The following is a 17585-nucleotide window of genomic DNA, read 5'->3' as shown; positions in this document are numbered from 1 at the left end:
TGACCCGCCGGTGAGTCAGTCGCGGTAGGCGGCGATGGCGATCTGGACGAAGGAACGGATCAGTGGACTCGTGTCGTCCTCGTTCCACGCCGCCACCACACGGCTCGGCGGCATGTCGATCAGCGGCACCACGGCGAGCCCCGCCGCCGGTTCGTGGTCCACCAGGGTCATGCCCACCGTGCCGTTCCACAGAACGGCTTGCAGGCATTCCTGGACGCCGCGCACCACCGGGCCCTGGCGAGGTTCCCCGCCGTTCCAGTACGCCTGCCAGAGGGGGTCGGTGCCTGCCGGGAAACGGAACCAGCGGCGGTCGGCGAGGTCGGCCAGTTTCAGGCTGGCGCGGCGGGCCAGCGGATCGTCGGCGCGCAGCAGCGCGCCCACCGGGTCGGTGCGCAGCTCGTGCACGGTCAGGCCGGTCTCGTCGAACGGCCCGCGGGTCAGGGCGATGTCGACCAGTCCGGCGTGCAGCCCGCAGGTGGGATCGGTCAGGTCGGTCTCGCGGATGTGGACCTCGACGCCCGGGTGCCGCCGGTTGTAGGCGCCGGCCAGCCGGGTCGCGCCCGGGTCGGAGCTGTCGGCCAGGAGGCCCACGGTGATGGTGGCGGCGCCGGCCGCCGCGGCCACGCGTGCGCGTACCCGGTCGGCCTGGTCGAGCAGGGCGCGCGCCTCGTCCAGCAGCACCGCCCCCACCGCAGTGAGCGCGACACCGGCGGACGATCGGCGGAACAGCGCGGCACCGAGCTCGGTCTCCAGCTGTTTGATCGCCCGGCTCAGTGGCGGTTGGCTCATATGCAGCCGAACGGCCGCCCGGCCGAAGTGGAGTTCCTCGGCGACCGCCACGAAATAGCGCAGTATCCGTAGCTCCATGGTGGGACGATACCCGTACGGTATCGACAGCGCAGCATGGGTCTTAGACAGTCGCCGGCCCTGGCACTGGAATCGAAGCGTGACTGATGAACCGAAGACCAGTGAGCCAATGGCCGACCCCGCCGTATCGGTGGTCGGCCCGGGCGACGGCGAGACGATCGTCCTGGGCACCACGCGACTGCGCATCCTCGAAGACGGCAGCAACACCGGGCACCGCATCGGGCTCGCCGAGTCCGTCCTCGCGCCGCACACGCCCGGACCGCCGCAGCACCGCCACGCCCAGCACGACGAGGGTTTCTACATCATCTCCGGCACGGTGCGGTTCACGGTAGGAGAACAGGACTACGACGCGACCGCGGGCACGCTCGTGATGGTCCCGCCCGGAGCCCCGCACACCTTCGCCAACACGACCGGCCAACCGGCCGTCATGCTCAGCACGTTCACACCGGACCTGTATGTGCGGTACTTCCGGGACCTGCAGGACATGATCGCCGGCGGCCAGGCGCTGACCCCGCAGGCGAACATTGAGGTGATGCGCCGTTACGCCACCGAGCCCGCCACCGACTTCGATCAGAGGACGGAGTCGGCGTCGTGAACGTCGCCTATTGGACCGTCGCCGGCCTGCTCGCCCTCTTCTACCTCTACGGGGGCGGGGTGAAGGTGGTCCGGAGCCGTGAGCGGCTCCGGCCGATGATGGCCTGGGTGGACACCACACCGATGCCGGCCGTCAGGGCCATCGGGGTGATCGAAGTGCTGGGCGCGATCGGGCTGATCCTCCCGCCGCTGACCGGCATCGCGCCCTGGCTGGCCCTGGCCGCGGCCATCGGGTTCGTGGTCCTCCAGACCGGCGCGACCAGGGTCCATCTGAGCCGCGGAGACCGCCAGGTCGCTCTCAACATCACGCTGCTCATCGCCGCGGCCGTGGCCATCTGGCCGGCGACGACATGGCTGTGACTTCGGGCGAGGCCGGCGGACGATGAGCCGTACCGCGGCGCTCGCTCAAGGCCGCCGCGCCGAATTGGGCCGGGTATTGGACGGCGGCCCGCACTGCCGGGCTTTCGGACAACGGCTGGCCCATGTCACATCGGAGCCGTGGCGCAAACCGCCCACATCCTTACCGGGCGGCACCTCGTTGTACCGGCAGGATCGGAGGTTCCGCTATCAGAACGCCCTCAGAGATCGGGATCGCGGCCGCAGATTTTCATATTTCTGAACAGCCGAAACAGTGGTGCGAATAACACAAACTTCACCCTCGTTGTGCATCCGAACCCTACAGAAGAACACTATCCTCGATCCGGTCGTTGACTGGGCGGAGGTCGGAACAGCGACGCTGTCCACAGATCCGCGCGGTCAACGATGAAGAAGAGCAGGCGTGGTGCTCCACGTCTGGTGAGGGCCGCCGCCCCTGCTCCAACTGCCAGGAAGGGAGGGGCGGCGGTTTCCGGCCATGACAGCTTTTGTCCATCGCTTCATCGTGGCCGTTCGCGTCGAATTTGCATTCGCGATCTCATCGTTGCGTCCAGCATGGATAGTCCGTCCGGGCAATCACTTAGCCGACCTGCAGGAAACTGCCAAACCGAGCGGCAATGAGCGGACATCGGGCAGACTGCGCGTACCCCTCGAGCCAAGACGCGAATAGAGCGGCCGATCGGCCTCGTGGCCTGAAAACCCCCGCGAAACACCCTTGTTCGCACACCGGACGCAGGGCTTATGCGAAATCTCTGCGGTGATGCGCGGGTAGGTCCGGCTTCGGGTGCTTCGTCGTCTCCCGGAGTGTGGCGTTGGCCATACCGACGGGGGCTCAACTGGCGCGTTAAGTGAATTTATGCGCGCTCCCTATCGCAAACTTGCGAAATACTCGCCGGTAAGTTTAGTCGCTATGGTCGGCAATAGGAGATAAGCCACTCAATGTCCGCTGCGCGCAGCCGGATTGTAGAGCCTCCCTCCGACAGAAACTGGCTGACGCCGGGTCAGCGGTTACTGCGGGTTTAGTTGCGTATGGGGACGTGGCTGCGTTAACTACACGACACCTGTCGACGAGCAGGCGTACGTCCCGACGTGGTGTTCCACCCTTCCTGGCAGTTGGAGCCGGACACCCCGTCAATCCCTCACCAGACAGGCCCCGGCACGTCACCGCGGGCCCCGAAGACCAAGGAGATACCCGTATGGCCGAAGCACGTCTCGGCCCCGGTGGAACCGGTGACGGCCGCGATGAGAGCCATCCTCCTGTCGCGGCCGACCAGCACCCGGCCAACGGTGGAGACCACGGCACCCCTTCCGCACCCGACCACGACACCCCTTCCGCACCCGACCGAGGCCGCCGGCATCAGCGACGGCTTGAGGTCAACGTCGACGAGCACGTCAGGTTCGCCCTCCTCGTCTCGCCCAAAGCGCTGCGGTGGGCCGGGGCCGTGTGCGTCACGCTGGGCAGCGCCGGCTGGTACACCCTGACGCACTGAGCCCTGGGCTCCAGGGGCTCCAGGAAGGCCCAGAAGGGCCGCTGGAGCCCCCGGAGCCCTTGGTCGGGAGGACATTGAAGTCGTGGACCGGGAGGGCCCGGTCCACGAGGCGGACGTCGCCGATCCAGCCATGCATGATCTGGTCGATCTTCCCGCCGTACTCATAGCCGCCCAGCAGCCGGAGCAGCCCGAGGGTGGTGAGGCCGGTCGCCGGGGTCGAGGGATCGCGCGCCACCGGGCAGCCGTTCACATACAGCGTGGTGTGTCGTCCGTCGTTCACCACCGCCCCCATGCCACCAGGTGTTCAGCGGCAGCTCAGTCCGATCACGCCGCCGAGCAGCAGGGCCAGGTTGAGCACCAGGTTCTGGGTGTCGGCGCCGGAGATCTGCAAGGTGGCCAGGACCTGCGGCATGAAGGGGTAGATCGCGAAGTAGGGCAGCACCTGGGCGCTGAAGAAGATGACGCCGAACCAGGTCTTGGTCGCCTGGCCGGGGGCGAAGAGCTCGCGGTACCGGGCGGCGGGCGGTTGCTTCGCGGCCGCGGCCTCCGCGCCGGCGGCGGTGGCCTCGGACTGCCCCAGGCAGGTGCGGCGGATCTTCGCGGCCTCGGCGGCCCGGCCGCGGGCGGCCGGGCGGCTCGGAGATTCGCCAGCGCCTTCGGCATCAACAACCTGCCCGACCGCAGCAATATGTGCCATGAGTCCAGTGGCTTCGCGCTGCACGAGACGTTGGGCACCGGCAAGGGCACGGTGAGCCTGGACGATCTGCACCAGGCGCGAGTTCGGCTTCTATCCGCCTCGCGCCCACGGGCTGGACTCGCTGAACTCGATCAGGGGGACGGCGCAGGATGGTACTGGTCAATCCGGCGGACATGACCGAACTCGGCCTGGTCTAGGGGCAGTTCGCCGACCTCGTGGGCGTGTGGTCCGACGATGTGGAGCGCCGCGCGGAGGACTTCGAGGTGGTCCCGTATCCGACCACACCCGGCTGCGCCGCCACGTACTACCCCGAGACCAACGTCCTGGTGCCGCTCGACAGCGTGGCCGAGATCAGCAACCAACCGACGTCGAAGGGGATCGTGGCCCGCCTGGAGGCCCGTAACGGGTAGCGCGTCCAACCGCTCGTTCGCCCGGCGCGAGCAGTCATCAGAGGCCGGGTGGGAGGGCTGCAACTGCCGGTTCTACGATCGGACATGACCGAGGTACGTGCAGAGGCCAGCGGTTGTGTGCTGGGCTGCCCGCATCGTGCCGCGAGGCGGCGGACCACAAGGGGTGTGACGAGTGAGCGAACGCCGGGACGGCGCCCAGTGAGCGGCTGTCGCGGGCGCCGCTGCCTCGCCGCGGAGAGCCGAAGACCCACTGACCGGGGGTTTCCTGGAACGGGCTTCTCGGATCCGGGAATCCCGGGCCCCATGGCCGGCCCCCGGCCCCTCCGCCACATGTCCTAGGCGCGGCACTCCTTCCCCCGCGGGAGTACCGACTGACGACCGCTTCGTGCGTCCGCGATCCCTGGGCGCCGAGCGGGCCACCTGGCGATGCGCGCAGGACTGCCGCGGAGCCAGGTGAGCGCCCTTCCCCGTTCACCCACGGGCTGTTTCATCAACCACATAACACGGCCTCGACCAGGCCGGCATTCCCCCCACGGAACATTCCCCCCACAGAAGAAGGACTCAGCACGCATGACCGCGAACCCTCCCGACATTTCAATGCCCGTTCCGCCCCATGAGACCGATGCCACCCTGCACTTCACGGGCCCGGCGACCTTCGGCCGTGTCCCCCGTCTGGACCAGGTCGGCACCGCGGATATCGCCGTGGTCGGGGTGCCGTTCGACGCGGGTGTCTCCTACCGGCCGGGCGCCCGCTTCGGCTCGAACGCCGTCCGGGAGGCATCGCGCCAACTGCGCCCCTACAACCCGGCCCAGGACGTATACCCGTTTCACTACACCCAGGTGGCGGACGCCGGTGACATCACGGCCAATCCGCACAACATCGACGCGGCCGTCGAGAGCATCGAGGAGGGAGCGGACGCTCTGCTGTCCACGGGCGCGCAGCTGATGACGCTGGGCGGCGACCACACCATCGCACTGCCGATCCTGCGCTCGGTGGCCCGCCGGCACGGCCCGGTGGCGCTGCTGCACTTCGACGCGCACCTGGACACCTGGGACTCCTACTTCGGCGCCCAGTACACCCATGGAACGCCGTTCCGCCGCGCGGCCGAGGAGGGCCTCCTGGACACCTCCGCGCTCTCACACGTCGGCACCCGCGGCTCGCTGTACAGCAAGGAAGACCTGGACGAGGACACCAAACTGGGCTTCGGGATCGTCACCTCGGCCGATGTGATGCGGCGCGGGGTGGACGAGGTGGTGCAGCAGCTCAAGGAGCGCATCGGCAAGCGGCCGCTCTACATATCCGTGGACATAGACGTCCTGGATCCCGCACACGCCCCCGGCACCGGCACCCCCGAGGCGGGCGGCCTCACCTCGCGGGAACTCCTGGAGATCGTGCGCGGGCTCAGCGATTGCCATCTGGTCTCCGCCGACCTGGTCGAGGTCGCCCCGGCGTACGACCACGCCGAGATCACCTCCGTGGCCGCCTCGCACACCGCCTACGAGCTGATCTCCGTCATGTCCCGGCAGATCGCCTTCTTCCGCTGGCTCGAGAAGAACGAGCAGTCGTAGACCGCCGCCACCCGTCCCACGTTTCGCCGATGCCACGTCAGCCAGGCTGACGTGGCACGGGTGCGTACCGTACGTCGCACTTTCGGCTGATCCGGAGATCATTTGTCTGCGATTCCTCGCTTTCACCCGCTCTTCTGGCTCCTCCGCGCAGGCCGACATAGAACGAGACCAGAACGTCGGCGATGCGAGAGAGGTGGAGTCGATGACGAACCTGGCGGACCAGGTCGTGGCCACGGACCGGGGCAAGCTCCGGGGCTCTGACGAGGGTGCGGTGGTGTCCTTTCGGGGAATCCCCTACGCCGCCTCACCGGTGGGCGCGGCGCGCTTCGCGGCCCCGCACACCCACCCGGGGTGGACGGGCGTACGGGAAGCGGTGCGGCCGGGACCGGCTGTGCCTCAGGCGCCGTCCCGGCTGGAACGGGTCATGGGGACGCGCAGGCCCGACTGGGCCGAGGACGGTTGCCTCACCCTGAACGTGTGGGCTCCGCGGCCCGCGCTGGAGGAGAAGGCCCCCCGTCCGGTTCTGGTCTGGTTCCACGGCGGCGGTTTCAGCAGTGGCTCGGGCGGGTGGGACTGGTACGACGGAGCCCGCCTCGCGGAGGTCGGCAATGTGGTGGTCGTGACCGCCAACTACCGGCTGGGGCCGCTCGGCTATCTGTATCTCCCGCGGATCGGCGCCGACAACCTCGGCTCTCAGGACCAGGCCGCCGTGCTGCGCTGGGTACGCGACAACATCGCCTCCTTCGGCGGCGACTCCCGAGCCGTGACGGTCGGCGGGCAGTCGGCCGGTGCGTACTCGGCCCTGTCGCTGGCCCTGGATCCGGCGACCGGGGGGCTCGTCGACCGTGTGCTCCTGCAGAGCGGCCCTTGGGGCCTTGAGCCGCAGAGTCCGGAGCAGGCAGCCGAGGCCGCCGAGGAGTACCAGCGGCTGCTGGACATCCCGCGAGGCGCGGAGCCCGGGCAGGTGCTGCGCTCGCTTCCCGTCGAGCGTCTTCTGTCCGCCTACGGCGAGCTGGCGGTCCGGCTCGCACGCCCGGGCAATATCGCCCCTCCGATGTACCCGGTTCTCGGCGGCGCCGGTATGCCACGGGCCTGGCAGGACGCGCTCGTGGACGGGGCGCCGGCCGGCAAGGCCCTGCTGATCGGCACCGCCCAGGAGGAGATGACCGCCTTCTTCGCCTTCGAGCCGCGCATCCAGTCGCTCACCCGGGAGGGCGCCGTCGACCTCCTGGCCAGCCGGCTCGGCCACGAGGCGCCGGAGGTCTACCAGCGGTACGCCGACAGGCTTCCGCACGCGACCTCCGCCCAGGTCTTCACCGCACTGCAGACCGATGAGCTGTTCCGCGACGGCGCCCTGCGGATGGCCGACCACCATGCCGCGGGTGGCAATGCCACGTACGTCTACCAGTTCGACTACCGTCCCGCCCATGACCCCGGCCATCTCGGCGCCACGCACTGCGGTGAACTGCCCTTCCTCTTCGACACCTTCGACAGCTACCCCGACAGTCCGATGCTGGGGAGCCCCTCCGACGCCGAGCGGGCGATGGGCCGGGCCTTCGCCACAGCTGTCACCGCGTTCATCGCCGGCGGCACTCCGGTCGACTGGCCTCCGTACGCACCCGAGGCCACCGCACGGATCCGGCACTTCGGCTGAGGCTCACGGGGCCCCTCACACGGAAATCGACGCGGGACGTACCAGGCCGGTTCGCTTGACGCCGGAGAGAATGGGGGCCACCTCAATACCGGAGATGTGCGGCAAGGCCCCCACCGTGCCGGTCAGAAACACATACAGCGCGCTCAGATCGGTGGCGGCCACCGCCACCAGCAGACTGCTCGAACCCGTCGTGGCGGCGGTGAAGCGCACCTGCGGATGCCTGCTGAGGATCTGCCCGGTCTCCTCCAGCGCCCCCGGATCCGCGGTGATCCACAGCAGCGCCTCGGCGTGCACCCCCAGCAGGGCCAGATCGACTTCGGTGGCCAGCCGCACGCCATGCGTCTCCACCAGGGCGTCCAGACGGCGCCGTACGGCCCGTGGAGTCCGGCCCGTGCGATGGGCCAGCTCTCCATAGGTCATCCGGGAGTCTTCCACCAACGCGTCGATGAGCGCTTCGTCTTCCGGGAGCGGGAGAAGGGTTCGGGCGCGGGATCGGCGCTCGGCCACAGGTGTCCGGACTCCTCCCGGGTCAGCAGTCCCGCGCTCCAGGGCCAGCAGAACGGCCGTGATCCGCCGGTCCGTGGCATCGAGGTCGTGGCGTACTTTCTGCATGAGAAGGCCCTCGATGTTCCTCTTTTCTCGATTCGACTCTATCCGGTGACCGGGACAGGCCGGTCTGCGGTGTCGTACGACGTGTACCCGGGGAGCGGCCGACGCCGGGCCACCACCGGCGTTTCCTGTCGCTATCCGTGGGATACAGGGCGCTATCGTCATGGCAGGTGGGCCGTCCGCCACGCGAGGCTGTGGACAGTGCCCCACAGGGGCGTACTGCTACGCACACGGAGAGCGGACACATGACGACTGACACTGCTGTCGCGGCAGGCGTGAAGGTGCCGGGCACGACGCTGGCGCGCGAGGCCACGGAGCTGATTCGGGACACGACGAGCGAGCTCGTCTATCACCATTCACGTCGGGTGTACTTCTTCGGCAGCCTGCAGGGCCACCGGCGCGATCTGAGCTTCGACCCGGAGCTGCTGTACCTGGGGGCGATGTTCCACGACGTGGGCCTGAACGAGGCGTTCCATGGCAGTGGCCGCCGTTTCGAGGTGGACAGCGCGGCCGAGGCGAAGCGGTTTCTGCAGGCCCATGGCGTACCCGAGGACAGCATCCGCCGGGTCTGGACGGCGATCGCCCTGCACACCACTCCCGGGGTTCCGGAGTTCATGGAACCGGAAGTGGCGCTGGTGACGGCCGGTGTCGAGTACGACGTGCTCGGCATCGGGTATGAGGATCTCTCCGCTGAGGACCGGGCGGCGGTCGTGGCGCTGCATCCGCGCCCCGACTTCAAGAACAGGATTCTGCGGGCGTTCGCCGATGGCATCCGCCCCAAGCCGCAGACCACGTTCGGCAACGTCAAGGCGGATGTGCTGGAGCATTTCGTCCCCGGCTTCGAGCGGGGGAACTTCGTCCGGACGATCCTGGATTCGCCGTGGACGGAATAGCGCGGCGGGCGTCACCGGCGTCCCGTGGCGGACGCACCGTCGTGATCGTCGCGTTCGACGGGGTGCAGCTGCTGGATGTCACCGGCCCCGTGGAGGTCTTCACCACGGCCAACCACTACGGCGCCGACTACGACGTACGGGTCGTCTCCCTCGCCGGTGACGCCGTGACCACCTCCTCCGGGCTCGTGATCGGCGCTGACGGCGCGCCCGGCACGCTGCCATCGCGCCTGGGCACCCTGCTGGTCCCGGGGAGGAGGGACTGGCGCTCGGCCGTGGCCGACACCGACCTGGTCGGGCTCGTGACCCGGCTGTCGGTGCGGGCCAAGCGCGTGGCGTCCGTGTGCGCGGGAGCCTTCGTACTGGCCGAGGCCGGCATCCTGGACGGCCGCCGCGCCGCCACGCACTGGGAGCTGGCAGCGCAGCTGGCCACCGCCTACCCCCAGGTGCGCGTGGACGGCAATCCCGTCTTCGTCCGGGACGGCCATGTGGCCACATCGGCCGGCATCACCGCGGGAATCGACCTCTCGCTGTCCCTGGTCGAGGAGGACTGGGGAGCGGAGGTGGCCCGCAACGTGGCCCGGCAACTGGTGGTCTTCATGGCCCGCCCGGGCGGGCAGGCGCAGTTCAGCGCGCGGCTGGCCCCGCGTCAGCCACGGCACCCGGCGGTGCGCCGGGTGATGGACCGCGTCACCGCGGACCCCGCGGGGTGCCACACGCGGGCCACGCTGGCCGCCTCGGGCGGCGTGAGCGCCCGCCACCTGGAGCGGCTGTTCCGCACCGAGGTCGGCATCACGCCCGGCCGCTATGTCGAAGCCGTCCGCGTCGAGGCCGCCCAGGCGCTTCTCGCGGACGGCACCGGCACGGTCGAGGAGGTGGCGCGGCAGGCGGGGTTCGGCTCCTCGGAGTCGCTGCGGCGGGTGTTCCAGCACACCCTCGGGGTCTCTCCGACGGTCTACCGCGCGCGTTTCCGCAGCACCGTCGGCGCACCCCGTCTCGCGGCCGGGTAGCCGGTCGCCGCCTGTCGCTACGCCCCCTCGCGGGCCGTTCGCGCCGCCCGGGCCAGGTCCAGGTCGGTGGTCTCCGGCGCCAGGAACTGGGACACGAGGGCGCCGACCACCAGCACTCCGGCCCCGATCAGGAGCACGAACTCCGCTCCGAAGTGGTCGAGTCCCATCGGCAGCAGGAATGTGCCGATCGCGGCGCCCACCCGGCTCATGGCCGTCGCGAAGCCGACGCCCGTGGTGCGCAGGGCGGTGGGGAACACCTCCAGCGGATAGACCGCGGTCAGCGCGCTGGAGGCGGCGTTGAGGAAGATGAAGAACAGGAAGCCGACGACGATGACGGGGGTGGAGGACGGCCACACCGCCACCAGGGCCAGACACCCGGCCGTGATCCAGAACGGCGGGATCAGCAGCTTGCGGCGGCCGATCCGGTCCACGACGAGGCACCCCGCGGTGACACCGGCCACGGCGGTGAAGGAGTAGACGAGCAGCGCCGCGACCGCGTTGTCCCCCATGTGCAGTGCCTCGAAGACCTCGGTCCAGAAGGTGCCGATGGCGAAGTACGGCAGCACCAGGGCGGCCCAGAAGACGCTGGCGAACACCGTGGAGCGCAGATGCCGCCGGCTGAAGAGCGCCCGGAACCCGTCCTGCCGCACCTCGTCGCGGTCATCCAGCTCCGCTTCGACGTCCACCTCGATGCCGTACTTCTCGATCAGCGCTTCGGCCTCGTCCCGGCGTCCCCTGCTCAGCAGCCAGCGCGCGGACTCCGGGATGCCACCACGCAGGGCCACGCACACCACCGCGATCACCGCACTGCTCGCCAGGGACCAGCGCCAGCCGCCGTCGACGGAGGTGAACAGCGCCCCCACGACCGTGGCCAGCGCGTACCCCACGTACCAGCTGATCTCCAGGCTCGCCAGCAGCCGCCCGCGGCCCAGCCGGCCCGCGTACTCCGACAGCAGCGGGGCGCCGATCGCGTACTCGCCGCCGATCGCCACACCCATCACCAGCCGGATGAGAATGAGCTGGGGGCCGTCCAAGACGAAGAACTGGAGCACCGAGCCGATCAGGAAGATCAGCATGTCCATCAGGAACACCGGCCGGCGTCCGAACCGGTCGGCCAGCCGGCCGAAGAGCGGCCCTCCGATGAAGATGCCGATCAGCGGTGAGGCGCCGACCAGCCCCTGTTCCATGGAGGACAGATGGAGGTCGTCAGTGATCGCCCCCATCGCCAGGCCGATGCCGCCGATGATGTAGCCGTCGATTCCCTGGCCGATCTGGGTGGCCAGCTTCAACTTGGTGTGCAGCCGCTTCCGTTCGCGTTCGGTGGCGGGCGCGCCCGGCGGTGTGCTGGGCTCGTTCTGCTCGGTCACAGGCGTCGTTGCCATGCGCGGGTCCTTCGCTGAGAGGGGGAGGAGACCGCTGCCCCGGGAGAGAGCGGCCGGGGAGGAGTGGCCCCGGGAACAGCGGTGGGGAGAGGGGGAATCAGTCGGTCGGCCAGTCGAGGGCGATGTACTGCGTTTCCAGGAATGCCTCGATGCCCTCGCGGCCGCCCTCCCTGCCCAGGCCCGACTGCTTGACGCCGCCGAAGGGCGCGGCCGGGTCGGACAGCAGGCCCCGGTTGAGGCCGACCATGCCGGTCTCCAGGCGCTCGGCCAGGCGCAGGGCCCGGCCCACGTCACGCGAGTAGATGTACGAGGCGAGGCCGTGCACCGTGGCGTTGGCACGGGCCACCAGCTCGTCCTCGTCGGTGAAGGTGGCCAGGGGCGCGACCGGCCCGAAGACCTCCTCGTTCATGATCCGGGCGTCCTCGGGCACGTCCACCAGGACGGTGGCCGGGTGGTAGCAGCCAGGGCCTTCGGGCACGCTGCCCCGCGCGGCGACCTTCGCGCCACGAGTGACCGCGTCGTCGACCAGGGAATGGATGGACTCCACGGCGGTCCGGTTGATCATCGGGCCGAGGGTGACGCCCTCCTCCAGACCCGCTCCGGCGCGTACCGCGGTCATGGCCGCCGCGAACTTCCCGGTGAATTCGGCGGCGACGGACTCATGGACGTAGAACCGGTTGGCGGCGACGCAGACCTCGCCACCGCCCCGCATCTTGGCGTCCATCGCACCGCGCACCGCGGCGTCGACGTCGGCGTCCTCGCAGACGATGAAGGGGGCGTTGCCACCCAGTTCCATGGTCACGTTGACCACGTTCGCCGCCGCCTGCCCCAGGAGGGTCCGACCGGTGGCGGTGGAGCCGGTGAAGGAGAACTTGCGGACCCGCTCGTCGCGGAGCCAGGCGGAGACCACCTCGGGCGCGCGGTCGGTCGGCAGGACGTTCAGCAGCCCGTCGGGCAGGCCCGCCTCGCTCAGCAGGGCGGCGAGCGCGAGGGCGGTGAACGGAGTGTCGGGGGCCGGCTTGAGGAGCACCGGGCAGCCGGCGGCGAGCGCCGGGGCGATCTTCCGGGTGGCCATCGCGGCCGGGAAGTTCCACGGTGTGACGAAGGCGGTGACGCCCACCGGATGCCTGCGCACGACGTGCCGGAAGCCGCCACCGGGCGCGTCGCCGAACGAGGAGCCGATGCGTACCGCCTCCTCGGCGAACCAGCGGAAGAACTCCGCCGCGTAACCGACCTCGGACACCGCGTCCCGGTATGCCTTGCCGTTCTCCAGGACGATCAGCCGGGCGAGCGTGTCGGTGTGCTCGCGCATCAGCGCGAACGCCGTGTGCAGGACCTCCGAACGACGGCGGGCCGGCGTCGCCCGCCACCCGGCGGCGGCCGCCTGGGCCGCCTCGACCGCCGCCACAGCGTCCCCCGGGCCCGCCGCGGACACCTCGCGGATCAGCTCCGCGGTGGCCGGGTCGTGCACGGGGAACGTCCGTCCGTCCTCGGCCGCACACCAGCGGCCGGCGATGAACACATCGCCTTCGGCGAACGGCGCCTTGACGAGGGTTTCTATGCCGGGGAGGTTCATGAGCTGCTCTTTTCTCCGTTCCGAACAAGGGCTGGTCCGGTTCGCGGTGAATTTACGAGCGCGTCATGCGGCCGACAAGACCGCTTCTCGGATCGCAATGGTGGTTGCTGTCAGGGCAACTCCCCGTCGTGCCCGCCCCCGCACCCGGCGGGGCCGCACGGCCCCCGTGCTTTCAGGTGAGCCGTGCCCTGGGGAAGGAGGTGTGCCGCGGCTCCCAGCCCAGCATCACGGAGACGCGTGCCGCCGCCTTGGCCGTGGTGCGGCCCGCCTGGTCCAGACGGTCGCCGAGCCGGGACTTGGGCGCCGAGATGTTGAGCGCCGCGACGACACGTCCCCGGAAGTCGCGCACGGGTGCGGAGACCCCGACCAGACCGGTCTCGAACTCCTCGCTCACCCTCGCGTAGCCCCGTCGCGAAGCCTCCTGGATCAGTGACCACAGCTCGGGGATCGGTGGCGTCGAGGCGGTGCCGAAGCGGACGTACAGCTCGTCGGGGGTGGCATCGGCCAGCAGCACGCGCCCGGCCGAGGTCTGCCACGCGGGCACTCCGCGTCCTTCCCAGCCGTGGACGCGGAAGGAGTGTCCGGAGACCGAGAGCAGGGTGAGCACCTCGCGGTCGCTCAGGACACACAGATGGCTGGTTTCCTCCACGTCCGACGACAGCGCGTGCATCACCGGCTCCGCCATGCGCACCAGCCGGTTCTGCGAGGTCCGCGCGACGAGCGAGAAGAGCCGCCAGCCCAGGCGGTACTCCAGGGTGTCGGGGTCGCGTTCCACGATCCCCGCGGCGGCCAGGGCCTTGAGGGCCCGCGAGACCTGAGTCTTCTCCCGGCCCACCAGATGCGCCAGGCGTACGACGCCGAGCCCGCCGGCGTTCTGGGCCTCGTCGGAGGCGAGCGCCTCCAGCAGGTCGATGTCACGGCGCAGCCCGTGGCCGCGCGGGGCAGCGGTGTCCGCGGGACCGGAGGAGGAGGAGGAGGCGGGGCCCGTGCCGTGCGGATCGGCGAGGTCCTCGGGACCATCGGTGTCGCGAGGGGGGAGGTTCGTCACGCGCGACATCCTAGGGCGCACACCACGGAAGCCCCAGGTCAGCCGCCGAGTTGTCATGAGAGCAACCGGCATTTCGATTCGCCTCGGCGCCTTGTCGGCGGGGTGGCGGCGGTTCTAGATTCGCCGCATCGGACCGGGGAACTGCGGCGAATGCGCGGTTCCTCCCCTGTGGCCCGTCGATTCCCCGCTCCCGGAGATCCAGGAGATCCCCATGCCATCGCCTTTTGCCCCGACCGCCCTCATCGGCGAGTCCTTCGCCGGGGAGGGTGCCAACGCCGCGCACACGAACGTCGTGATCGGACGCAAGGGCGGACCCGTCGAGACGGCCTGGGCCACGGCGCTGGCCACGCCCAGCGCCGGACACGTCCCCTTCGTGACGATCGTGCGGCCCTCGGTCCCGGTGAAGCCGCTGACGCTGTTCGTACCGAAGGCCGCAGCGGAAGGCGAGCTGCACCAGCGCGCCACATGGGGCTCCGCCCAGGCCGGTCTGGCGCAGGGGGTCACGGACGCGGTCCGGGACGGTCTGCTGTCCGCCGAGGAGGCCGACGCTCTGCTGATCATCGCCGCGATCTGGGTGAACCCGGCGGTCGACGACCTGGATGTGTCCTTCCGCAACCAGCGCGCGGCCGCGTACGAGGCGGTGCGGGCAGCGGTGACCGGCACTCCGACCGTGGCCGATGTCCTCGCGGCCGCCGAGGAAGGCCCGGCCAACCCGTTCTACGCCCCCACCACCGAGGTGCTCACCCGATGAAGATCACGGATATCACCCTGGACCGGCTGCGCCTGGAGCTGGACCCGCCGTTCCGGGCCGCGTGGGACCCCGAGCCACGGCGCCACTTCGACGCGACGATCGTCCGCGTCCACACCGACGAGGGGATCACCGGTATCGGCTCCGGTGATCTGATGGACGGCTTCGACACCTACAAGCACCTGTTCGTCGGCGAGGACCCGCTCGACATCACCCGGCACGTCAAGGCCATCGAGACCGCCAACTTCCACGGCGCCCACTACTGGCCGCTGGAGGCGGCGCTGTGGGACATCATCGGCAAGGTCCACGGCCGCCCGGTGGCGGAGCTGTTCGGCAACGCGGCCAAGAAGCTGCCCGCCTACGCCTCCTGCGGTGAGCTCAAGTCGCCCGAGGAGCGGGTCGCCACCGCGCTGAAGCTCCGCGAAGCGGGCTTCCGCGCGATGAAGATCCGCATCGACCGCAACCGGGTGGACGAGGGGATCGCCGCGGTCCGCGCCGTACGCGAGGAACTGGGCGCGGACTTCGAGATCATGGTGGACCTCAACCAGTCGTGGCGCATGGCGGGCGACACCGCGGGCGCCACCGACCTCGCCCGGACCCGCAAGACCATCGCGCGGCTGGCCGAGCTCGACGTGTTCTGGGTCGAGGAGCCGCTGCCCTACGGCGACCTGGCGGGCTTCAAGCGCCTGCGGGCCGAGAACCCCGGGGTGCGCATCGCCGCCGGCGAGATGCACCACTCCCCCACCGAGCTGCTGCGCTACCTCGAAGAGGACGCCCTGGACATCTACCAGATGGACGTGGTGCTCGCGATCGGCATGCACCGCGCCCGGACCCTGGCGGAAATCGCCCAGCTCAAGCACCGCCACTTCACCCCGCACAGCTGGACCAACGGCATCGGCGTGCTCGCCAATCTGCACGTGGCGGCGGGGGTCGGCGGCGGCCCGTTCTTCGAGTTCCCCTACGACCCGCCCGGGTGGACCCCGGAGCGCCGGGACTTCATGCTCGCCGACCCGGTGCGGGTGGACAGCGAGGGCGACCTCGAGATACCCGCGAGGCCGGGCCTCGGCATCGAGCTCGACGAAGACGCGATCGACCGGTGGAGGATCACATGACGCACGGCATCGACGCCCTGCTCGCCCGTTCGTACGACCAGTGGGTGGCCGCGGCCGGCACACTCACCATCGAGACCCGGCTGTTCATCGACGGCCGCTTCACCGACGCCCTCTCCGGCGACACCTTCACCAGCGTCTCGCCGCGCGACGGTTCGGTGCTCGCCAAGGTGCAGGCGGCCGGGGCCGAGGACGTGGACCGTGCCGTACGCGGCGCGCGCGCCGCCTTCGAGGACGGACGCTGGCGCGACCTCCCGCCCAGGGAGCGCAAGAGCGTCCTGCTGCGCTGGGCCGATCTGATCCGGGCGAACGCCGAGGAGCTGGCCCTCCTCGACACCCTGGAGATGGGCAAGCCCATCACCGAGTCCGTGCGGATCGACGTGGACAAGGCCGCCGAGACCATCGCCTGGTACGCCGAGGCCATCGACAAGACCTACGACGAGGTGGCGCCGACCCCCGGGGACGCGATCGCCCTGATCACCCGGGAGCCCCTGGGTGTCATCGGCGCGGTCGTCCCGTGGAACTACGCGCTGCTGATCGCCAGCTGGAAGCTGGGCCCGGCGCTGGCCACCGGCAACAGCGTCGTCCTCAAGCCGGCCGAGCAGACCTCCCTGGCCGCCCTGCGCCTGGCCGCCCTCGCCTCCGAGGCGGGTCTGCCGGACGGGGTGTTCAACGTCGTCCCGGGCCGTGGCGAGGTCGCCGGACAGGCTCTGGGCCGCCACCCGGAGGTCGACAAGATCGCCTTCACCGGCTCGGCCGAGGTGGCCCGGCTCTTCCAGGTGTACGCGGGCGAGTCCAATGGCAAGCAGGTGGCCGTCGAGGCGGGTGGCAAGTCGCCCCAGCTCCTGTTGCCCGACGCCGACATCGAGGCCGCCGCGTCGGCGGTGGCCTGGGGCATCTTCTACAACGCCGGACAGACCTGCAACGCCGGTTCCCGTGTCGTGGTGCACGCCTCCGTCAAGGACCGGCTCCTGGACGCCCTGCGCCGGATCACCGCGGAGACCTTCCAGGTGGGCGACCCGCTCGACCCGGCCACCGTCATGGGCCCCCTGGTCGACGAGACCCAGCTGGCCACGGTCCTCGGCTATATCGAACGCGGTGTGGAGGACGGGGCGAGCGTGGTGTTCGGCGGTGGCCGCACCCTCACCGAGTCGGGCGGCAGCTATGTCGAACCGACCGTCCTGGACGGGGTGGTGAACACCTCCGCCGTCGGCCAGGAGGAGATCTTCGGCCCGGTCCTGGCCATCGTGTCCTACGACGGCGACGCCGACGAGGGGATACGGCTGGCCAACGAGAGCGACTACGGGCTCGTCGCCTCCGTCTGGACCCGTGATGTGGCCGTCGCCCACCGCGCCGCCAAGCGGCTGCGGGCCGGGACGGTCTGGATCAACACCTTCGACGCCAGTGATGTCATCACCCCCTTCGGCGGCTTCAAGGCCACCGGCGCGGGCCGCGACAAGTCCCTGCACGCACTGGACGCGTACACGGCGCTGAAGACCACCTGGATCAACCTGGCCTGAACCGGCCATGGCGCACGGACCTGTTCATCCCCTCCCC

16 protein-coding genes and 2 pseudogenes are annotated in these 17585 nt (G+C 70.1%); 11 read left to right on the top strand and 7 right to left on the bottom strand.

Features of this window, described 5'->3' with window-relative positions:
• Positions 1–15: 15 nt before the first annotated feature.
• Positions 16–867 (bottom strand): LysR substrate-binding domain-containing protein, encoded by an 852-nt coding sequence (locus AS97_RS43190; protein ID WP_210566818.1) that lies wholly within the window; start codon positions 865–867, stop codon positions 16–18.
• Positions 868–976: 109 nt separating this feature from the next.
• Here AS97_RS43190 and AS97_RS43185 point away from each other — a divergent pair, with 109 nt between their 5' ends.
• The 3 genes from AS97_RS43185 to AS97_RS43175 all read left to right on the top strand — a co-directional run bounded on the left by AS97_RS43185 (position 977) and on the right by AS97_RS43175 (position 3326).
• Positions 977–1462 carry a cupin domain-containing protein gene (locus AS97_RS43185; RefSeq protein ID WP_125756180.1) on the top strand — a complete coding sequence of 162 codons (486 nt, stop codon included), beginning with the start codon at positions 977–979 and terminating at the stop codon, positions 1460–1462.
• Positions 1459–1821 carry a DoxX family protein gene (locus tag AS97_RS43180; protein WP_125756164.1) on the top strand — a complete coding sequence of 121 codons (363 nt, stop codon included), beginning with the start codon at positions 1459–1461 and terminating at the stop codon, positions 1819–1821. Before AS97_RS43185 ends, AS97_RS43180 begins: the two co-directional genes overlap by 4 nt.
• 1211 nt (positions 1822–3032) lie before the next feature.
• A complete protein-coding gene (locus tag AS97_RS43175) occupies positions 3033–3326 on the top strand; it encodes a hypothetical protein (RefSeq protein WP_143670275.1) in 294 nt (97 codons plus the stop codon).
• An 85-nt stretch (positions 3327–3411) separates the two neighbouring features.
• Here the strand turns inward: AS97_RS43175 and AS97_RS43170 are convergent.
• Together AS97_RS43170 and AS97_RS43165 are read right to left on the bottom strand one after the other, a co-directional pair.
• Positions 3412–3637, bottom strand: a pseudogene (locus AS97_RS43170) (LamG-like jellyroll fold domain-containing protein); the annotation flags it as partial.
• On the bottom strand, positions 3631–4023 hold the full coding sequence (locus tag AS97_RS43165; RefSeq protein ID WP_210566817.1) for a hypothetical protein: 393 nt from the start codon (positions 4021–4023) through the stop codon (positions 3631–3633). The pseudogene AS97_RS43170 and the gene AS97_RS43165, both read right to left, overlap by 7 nt.
• A gap of 137 nt (positions 4024–4160) precedes the next feature.
• On the opposite strand from AS97_RS43165, the pseudogene AS97_RS43160 reads away from it, so the two are divergent.
• The 3 genes and pseudogenes from AS97_RS43160 to AS97_RS43150 all read left to right on the top strand — a co-directional run.
• Positions 4161–4433, top strand: a pseudogene (locus AS97_RS43160) (hypothetical protein); the annotation flags it as partial.
• A gap of 597 nt (positions 4434–5030) precedes the next feature.
• Complete coding sequence (gene speB, locus AS97_RS43155) at positions 5031–6002, top strand: agmatinase (protein WP_210567409.1); 972 nt, start codon at positions 5031–5033, stop codon at positions 6000–6002.
• Positions 6003–6204: 202 nt separating this feature from the next.
• Complete coding sequence (locus tag AS97_RS43150; RefSeq protein ID WP_210566816.1) at positions 6205–7656, top strand: carboxylesterase family protein; 1452 nt, start codon at positions 6205–6207, stop codon at positions 7654–7656.
• A gap of 15 nt (positions 7657–7671) precedes the next feature.
• On the opposite strand, the gene AS97_RS43145 is transcribed toward AS97_RS43150, so the two are convergent.
• Positions 7672–8268: an Lrp/AsnC family transcriptional regulator gene (locus tag AS97_RS43145; RefSeq protein ID WP_247204679.1), complete on the bottom strand. Its 597-nt coding sequence runs from the start codon at positions 8266–8268 to the stop codon at positions 7672–7674.
• A gap of 242 nt (positions 8269–8510) precedes the next feature.
• On the opposite strand from AS97_RS43145, the gene AS97_RS43140 reads away from it, so the two are divergent.
• Positions 8511–9158 carry an HD domain-containing protein gene (locus AS97_RS43140; protein ID WP_059146612.1) on the top strand — a complete coding sequence of 216 codons (648 nt, stop codon included), beginning with the start codon at positions 8511–8513 and terminating at the stop codon, positions 9156–9158.
• The gene (locus tag AS97_RS43135; protein WP_236669828.1) at positions 9146–10165 is read left to right on the top strand and encodes a GlxA family transcriptional regulator; all 1020 of its coding nucleotides are present in this window, start codon (positions 9146–9148) and stop codon (positions 10163–10165) included. The genes AS97_RS43140 and AS97_RS43135 overlap by 13 nt, the downstream gene beginning before the upstream one ends.
• Positions 10166–10182: 17 nt before the next feature.
• Here AS97_RS43135 and AS97_RS43130 read toward each other — a convergent pair whose 3' ends face one another.
• From AS97_RS43130 to AS97_RS43120, 3 genes are all read right to left on the bottom strand, one after another.
• On the bottom strand, positions 10183–11547 hold the full coding sequence (locus AS97_RS43130; RefSeq protein ID WP_059146613.1) for an MFS transporter: 1365 nt from the start codon (positions 11545–11547) through the stop codon (positions 10183–10185).
• A 97-nt stretch (positions 11548–11644) separates the two neighbouring features.
• The gene (locus AS97_RS43125; RefSeq protein ID WP_059146614.1) at positions 11645–13123 is read right to left on the bottom strand and encodes an NAD-dependent succinate-semialdehyde dehydrogenase; all 1479 of its coding nucleotides are present in this window, start codon (positions 13121–13123) and stop codon (positions 11645–11647) included.
• Between the two features lie 172 nt (positions 13124–13295).
• Positions 13296–14180, bottom strand: a complete 885-nt coding sequence (locus AS97_RS43120; RefSeq protein WP_247204678.1) for an IclR family transcriptional regulator — start codon at positions 14178–14180, stop codon at positions 13296–13298.
• A 202-nt stretch (positions 14181–14382) separates the two neighbouring features.
• On the opposite strand from AS97_RS43120, the gene fae reads away from it, so the two are divergent.
• From fae to AS97_RS43105, 3 genes are read left to right on the top strand one after another with little or no spacing between them, the layout of a single operon-like run.
• The gene (gene fae / locus AS97_RS43115) at positions 14383–14922 is read left to right on the top strand and encodes a formaldehyde-activating enzyme (protein ID WP_210566813.1); all 540 of its coding nucleotides are present in this window, start codon (positions 14383–14385) and stop codon (positions 14920–14922) included.
• Positions 14919–16031, top strand: a complete 1113-nt coding sequence (locus AS97_RS43110; RefSeq protein ID WP_059146616.1) for a mandelate racemase/muconate lactonizing enzyme family protein — start codon at positions 14919–14921, stop codon at positions 16029–16031. The genes fae and AS97_RS43110 overlap by 4 nt, the downstream gene beginning before the upstream one ends.
• Entirely contained in the window at positions 16028–17548 is a 1521-nt protein-coding gene (locus AS97_RS43105) for an aldehyde dehydrogenase (protein ID WP_210566812.1), read from the top strand. Before AS97_RS43110 ends, AS97_RS43105 begins: the two co-directional genes overlap by 4 nt.
• Positions 17549–17585: the final 37 nt, after the last annotated feature.

The sequence above is a fragment of the Streptomyces sp. AgN23 genome (genome assembly GCF_001598115.1).
Lineage (GTDB): Bacteria > Actinomycetota > Actinomycetes > Streptomycetales > Streptomycetaceae > Streptomyces > Streptomyces antimycoticus.
The sequence above is the reverse complement of the archived record's forward strand: the minus strand, read 5'-3'. Positions and strand labels throughout refer to the sequence as shown.

Excerpts from the sequence above, each read along its gene's own strand:
- AS97_RS43190 (WP_210566818.1), bottom strand. The coding sequence starts at position 867 with ATGGAGCTACGGATACTGCGCTATTTCGTGGCGGTCGCCGAGGAACTC.
- AS97_RS43185 (WP_125756180.1), top strand. The coding sequence starts at position 977 with ATGGCCGACCCCGCCGTATCGGTGGTCGGCCCGGGCGACGGCGAGACG.
- AS97_RS43175 (WP_143670275.1), top strand. The coding sequence starts at position 3,033 with ATGGCCGAAGCACGTCTCGGCCCCGGTGGAACCGGTGACGGCCGCGAT.
- AS97_RS43165 (WP_210566817.1), bottom strand. The coding sequence starts at position 4,023 with ATGGCACATATTGCTGCGGTCGGGCAGGTTGTTGATGCCGAAGGCGCT.
- speB (WP_210567409.1), top strand. The coding sequence starts at position 5,031 with ATGCCCGTTCCGCCCCATGAGACCGATGCCACCCTGCACTTCACGGGC.
- AS97_RS43150 (WP_210566816.1), top strand. The coding sequence starts at position 6,205 with ATGACGAACCTGGCGGACCAGGTCGTGGCCACGGACCGGGGCAAGCTC.
- AS97_RS43145 (WP_247204679.1), bottom strand. The coding sequence starts at position 8,268 with ATGCAGAAAGTACGCCACGACCTCGATGCCACGGACCGGCGGATCACG.
- AS97_RS43140 (WP_059146612.1), top strand. The coding sequence starts at position 8,511 with ATGACGACTGACACTGCTGTCGCGGCAGGCGTGAAGGTGCCGGGCACG.
- AS97_RS43130 (WP_059146613.1), bottom strand. The coding sequence starts at position 11,547 with ATGGCAACGACGCCTGTGACCGAGCAGAACGAGCCCAGCACACCGCCG.
- AS97_RS43125 (WP_059146614.1), bottom strand. The coding sequence starts at position 13,123 with ATGAACCTCCCCGGCATAGAAACCCTCGTCAAGGCGCCGTTCGCCGAA.
- AS97_RS43120 (WP_247204678.1), bottom strand. The coding sequence starts at position 14,180 with ATGTCGCGCGTGACGAACCTCCCCCCTCGCGACACCGATGGTCCCGAG.
- fae (WP_210566813.1), top strand. The coding sequence starts at position 14,383 with ATGCCATCGCCTTTTGCCCCGACCGCCCTCATCGGCGAGTCCTTCGCC.
- AS97_RS43110 (WP_059146616.1), top strand. The coding sequence starts at position 14,919 with ATGAAGATCACGGATATCACCCTGGACCGGCTGCGCCTGGAGCTGGAC.
- AS97_RS43105 (WP_210566812.1), top strand. The coding sequence starts at position 16,028 with ATGACGCACGGCATCGACGCCCTGCTCGCCCGTTCGTACGACCAGTGG.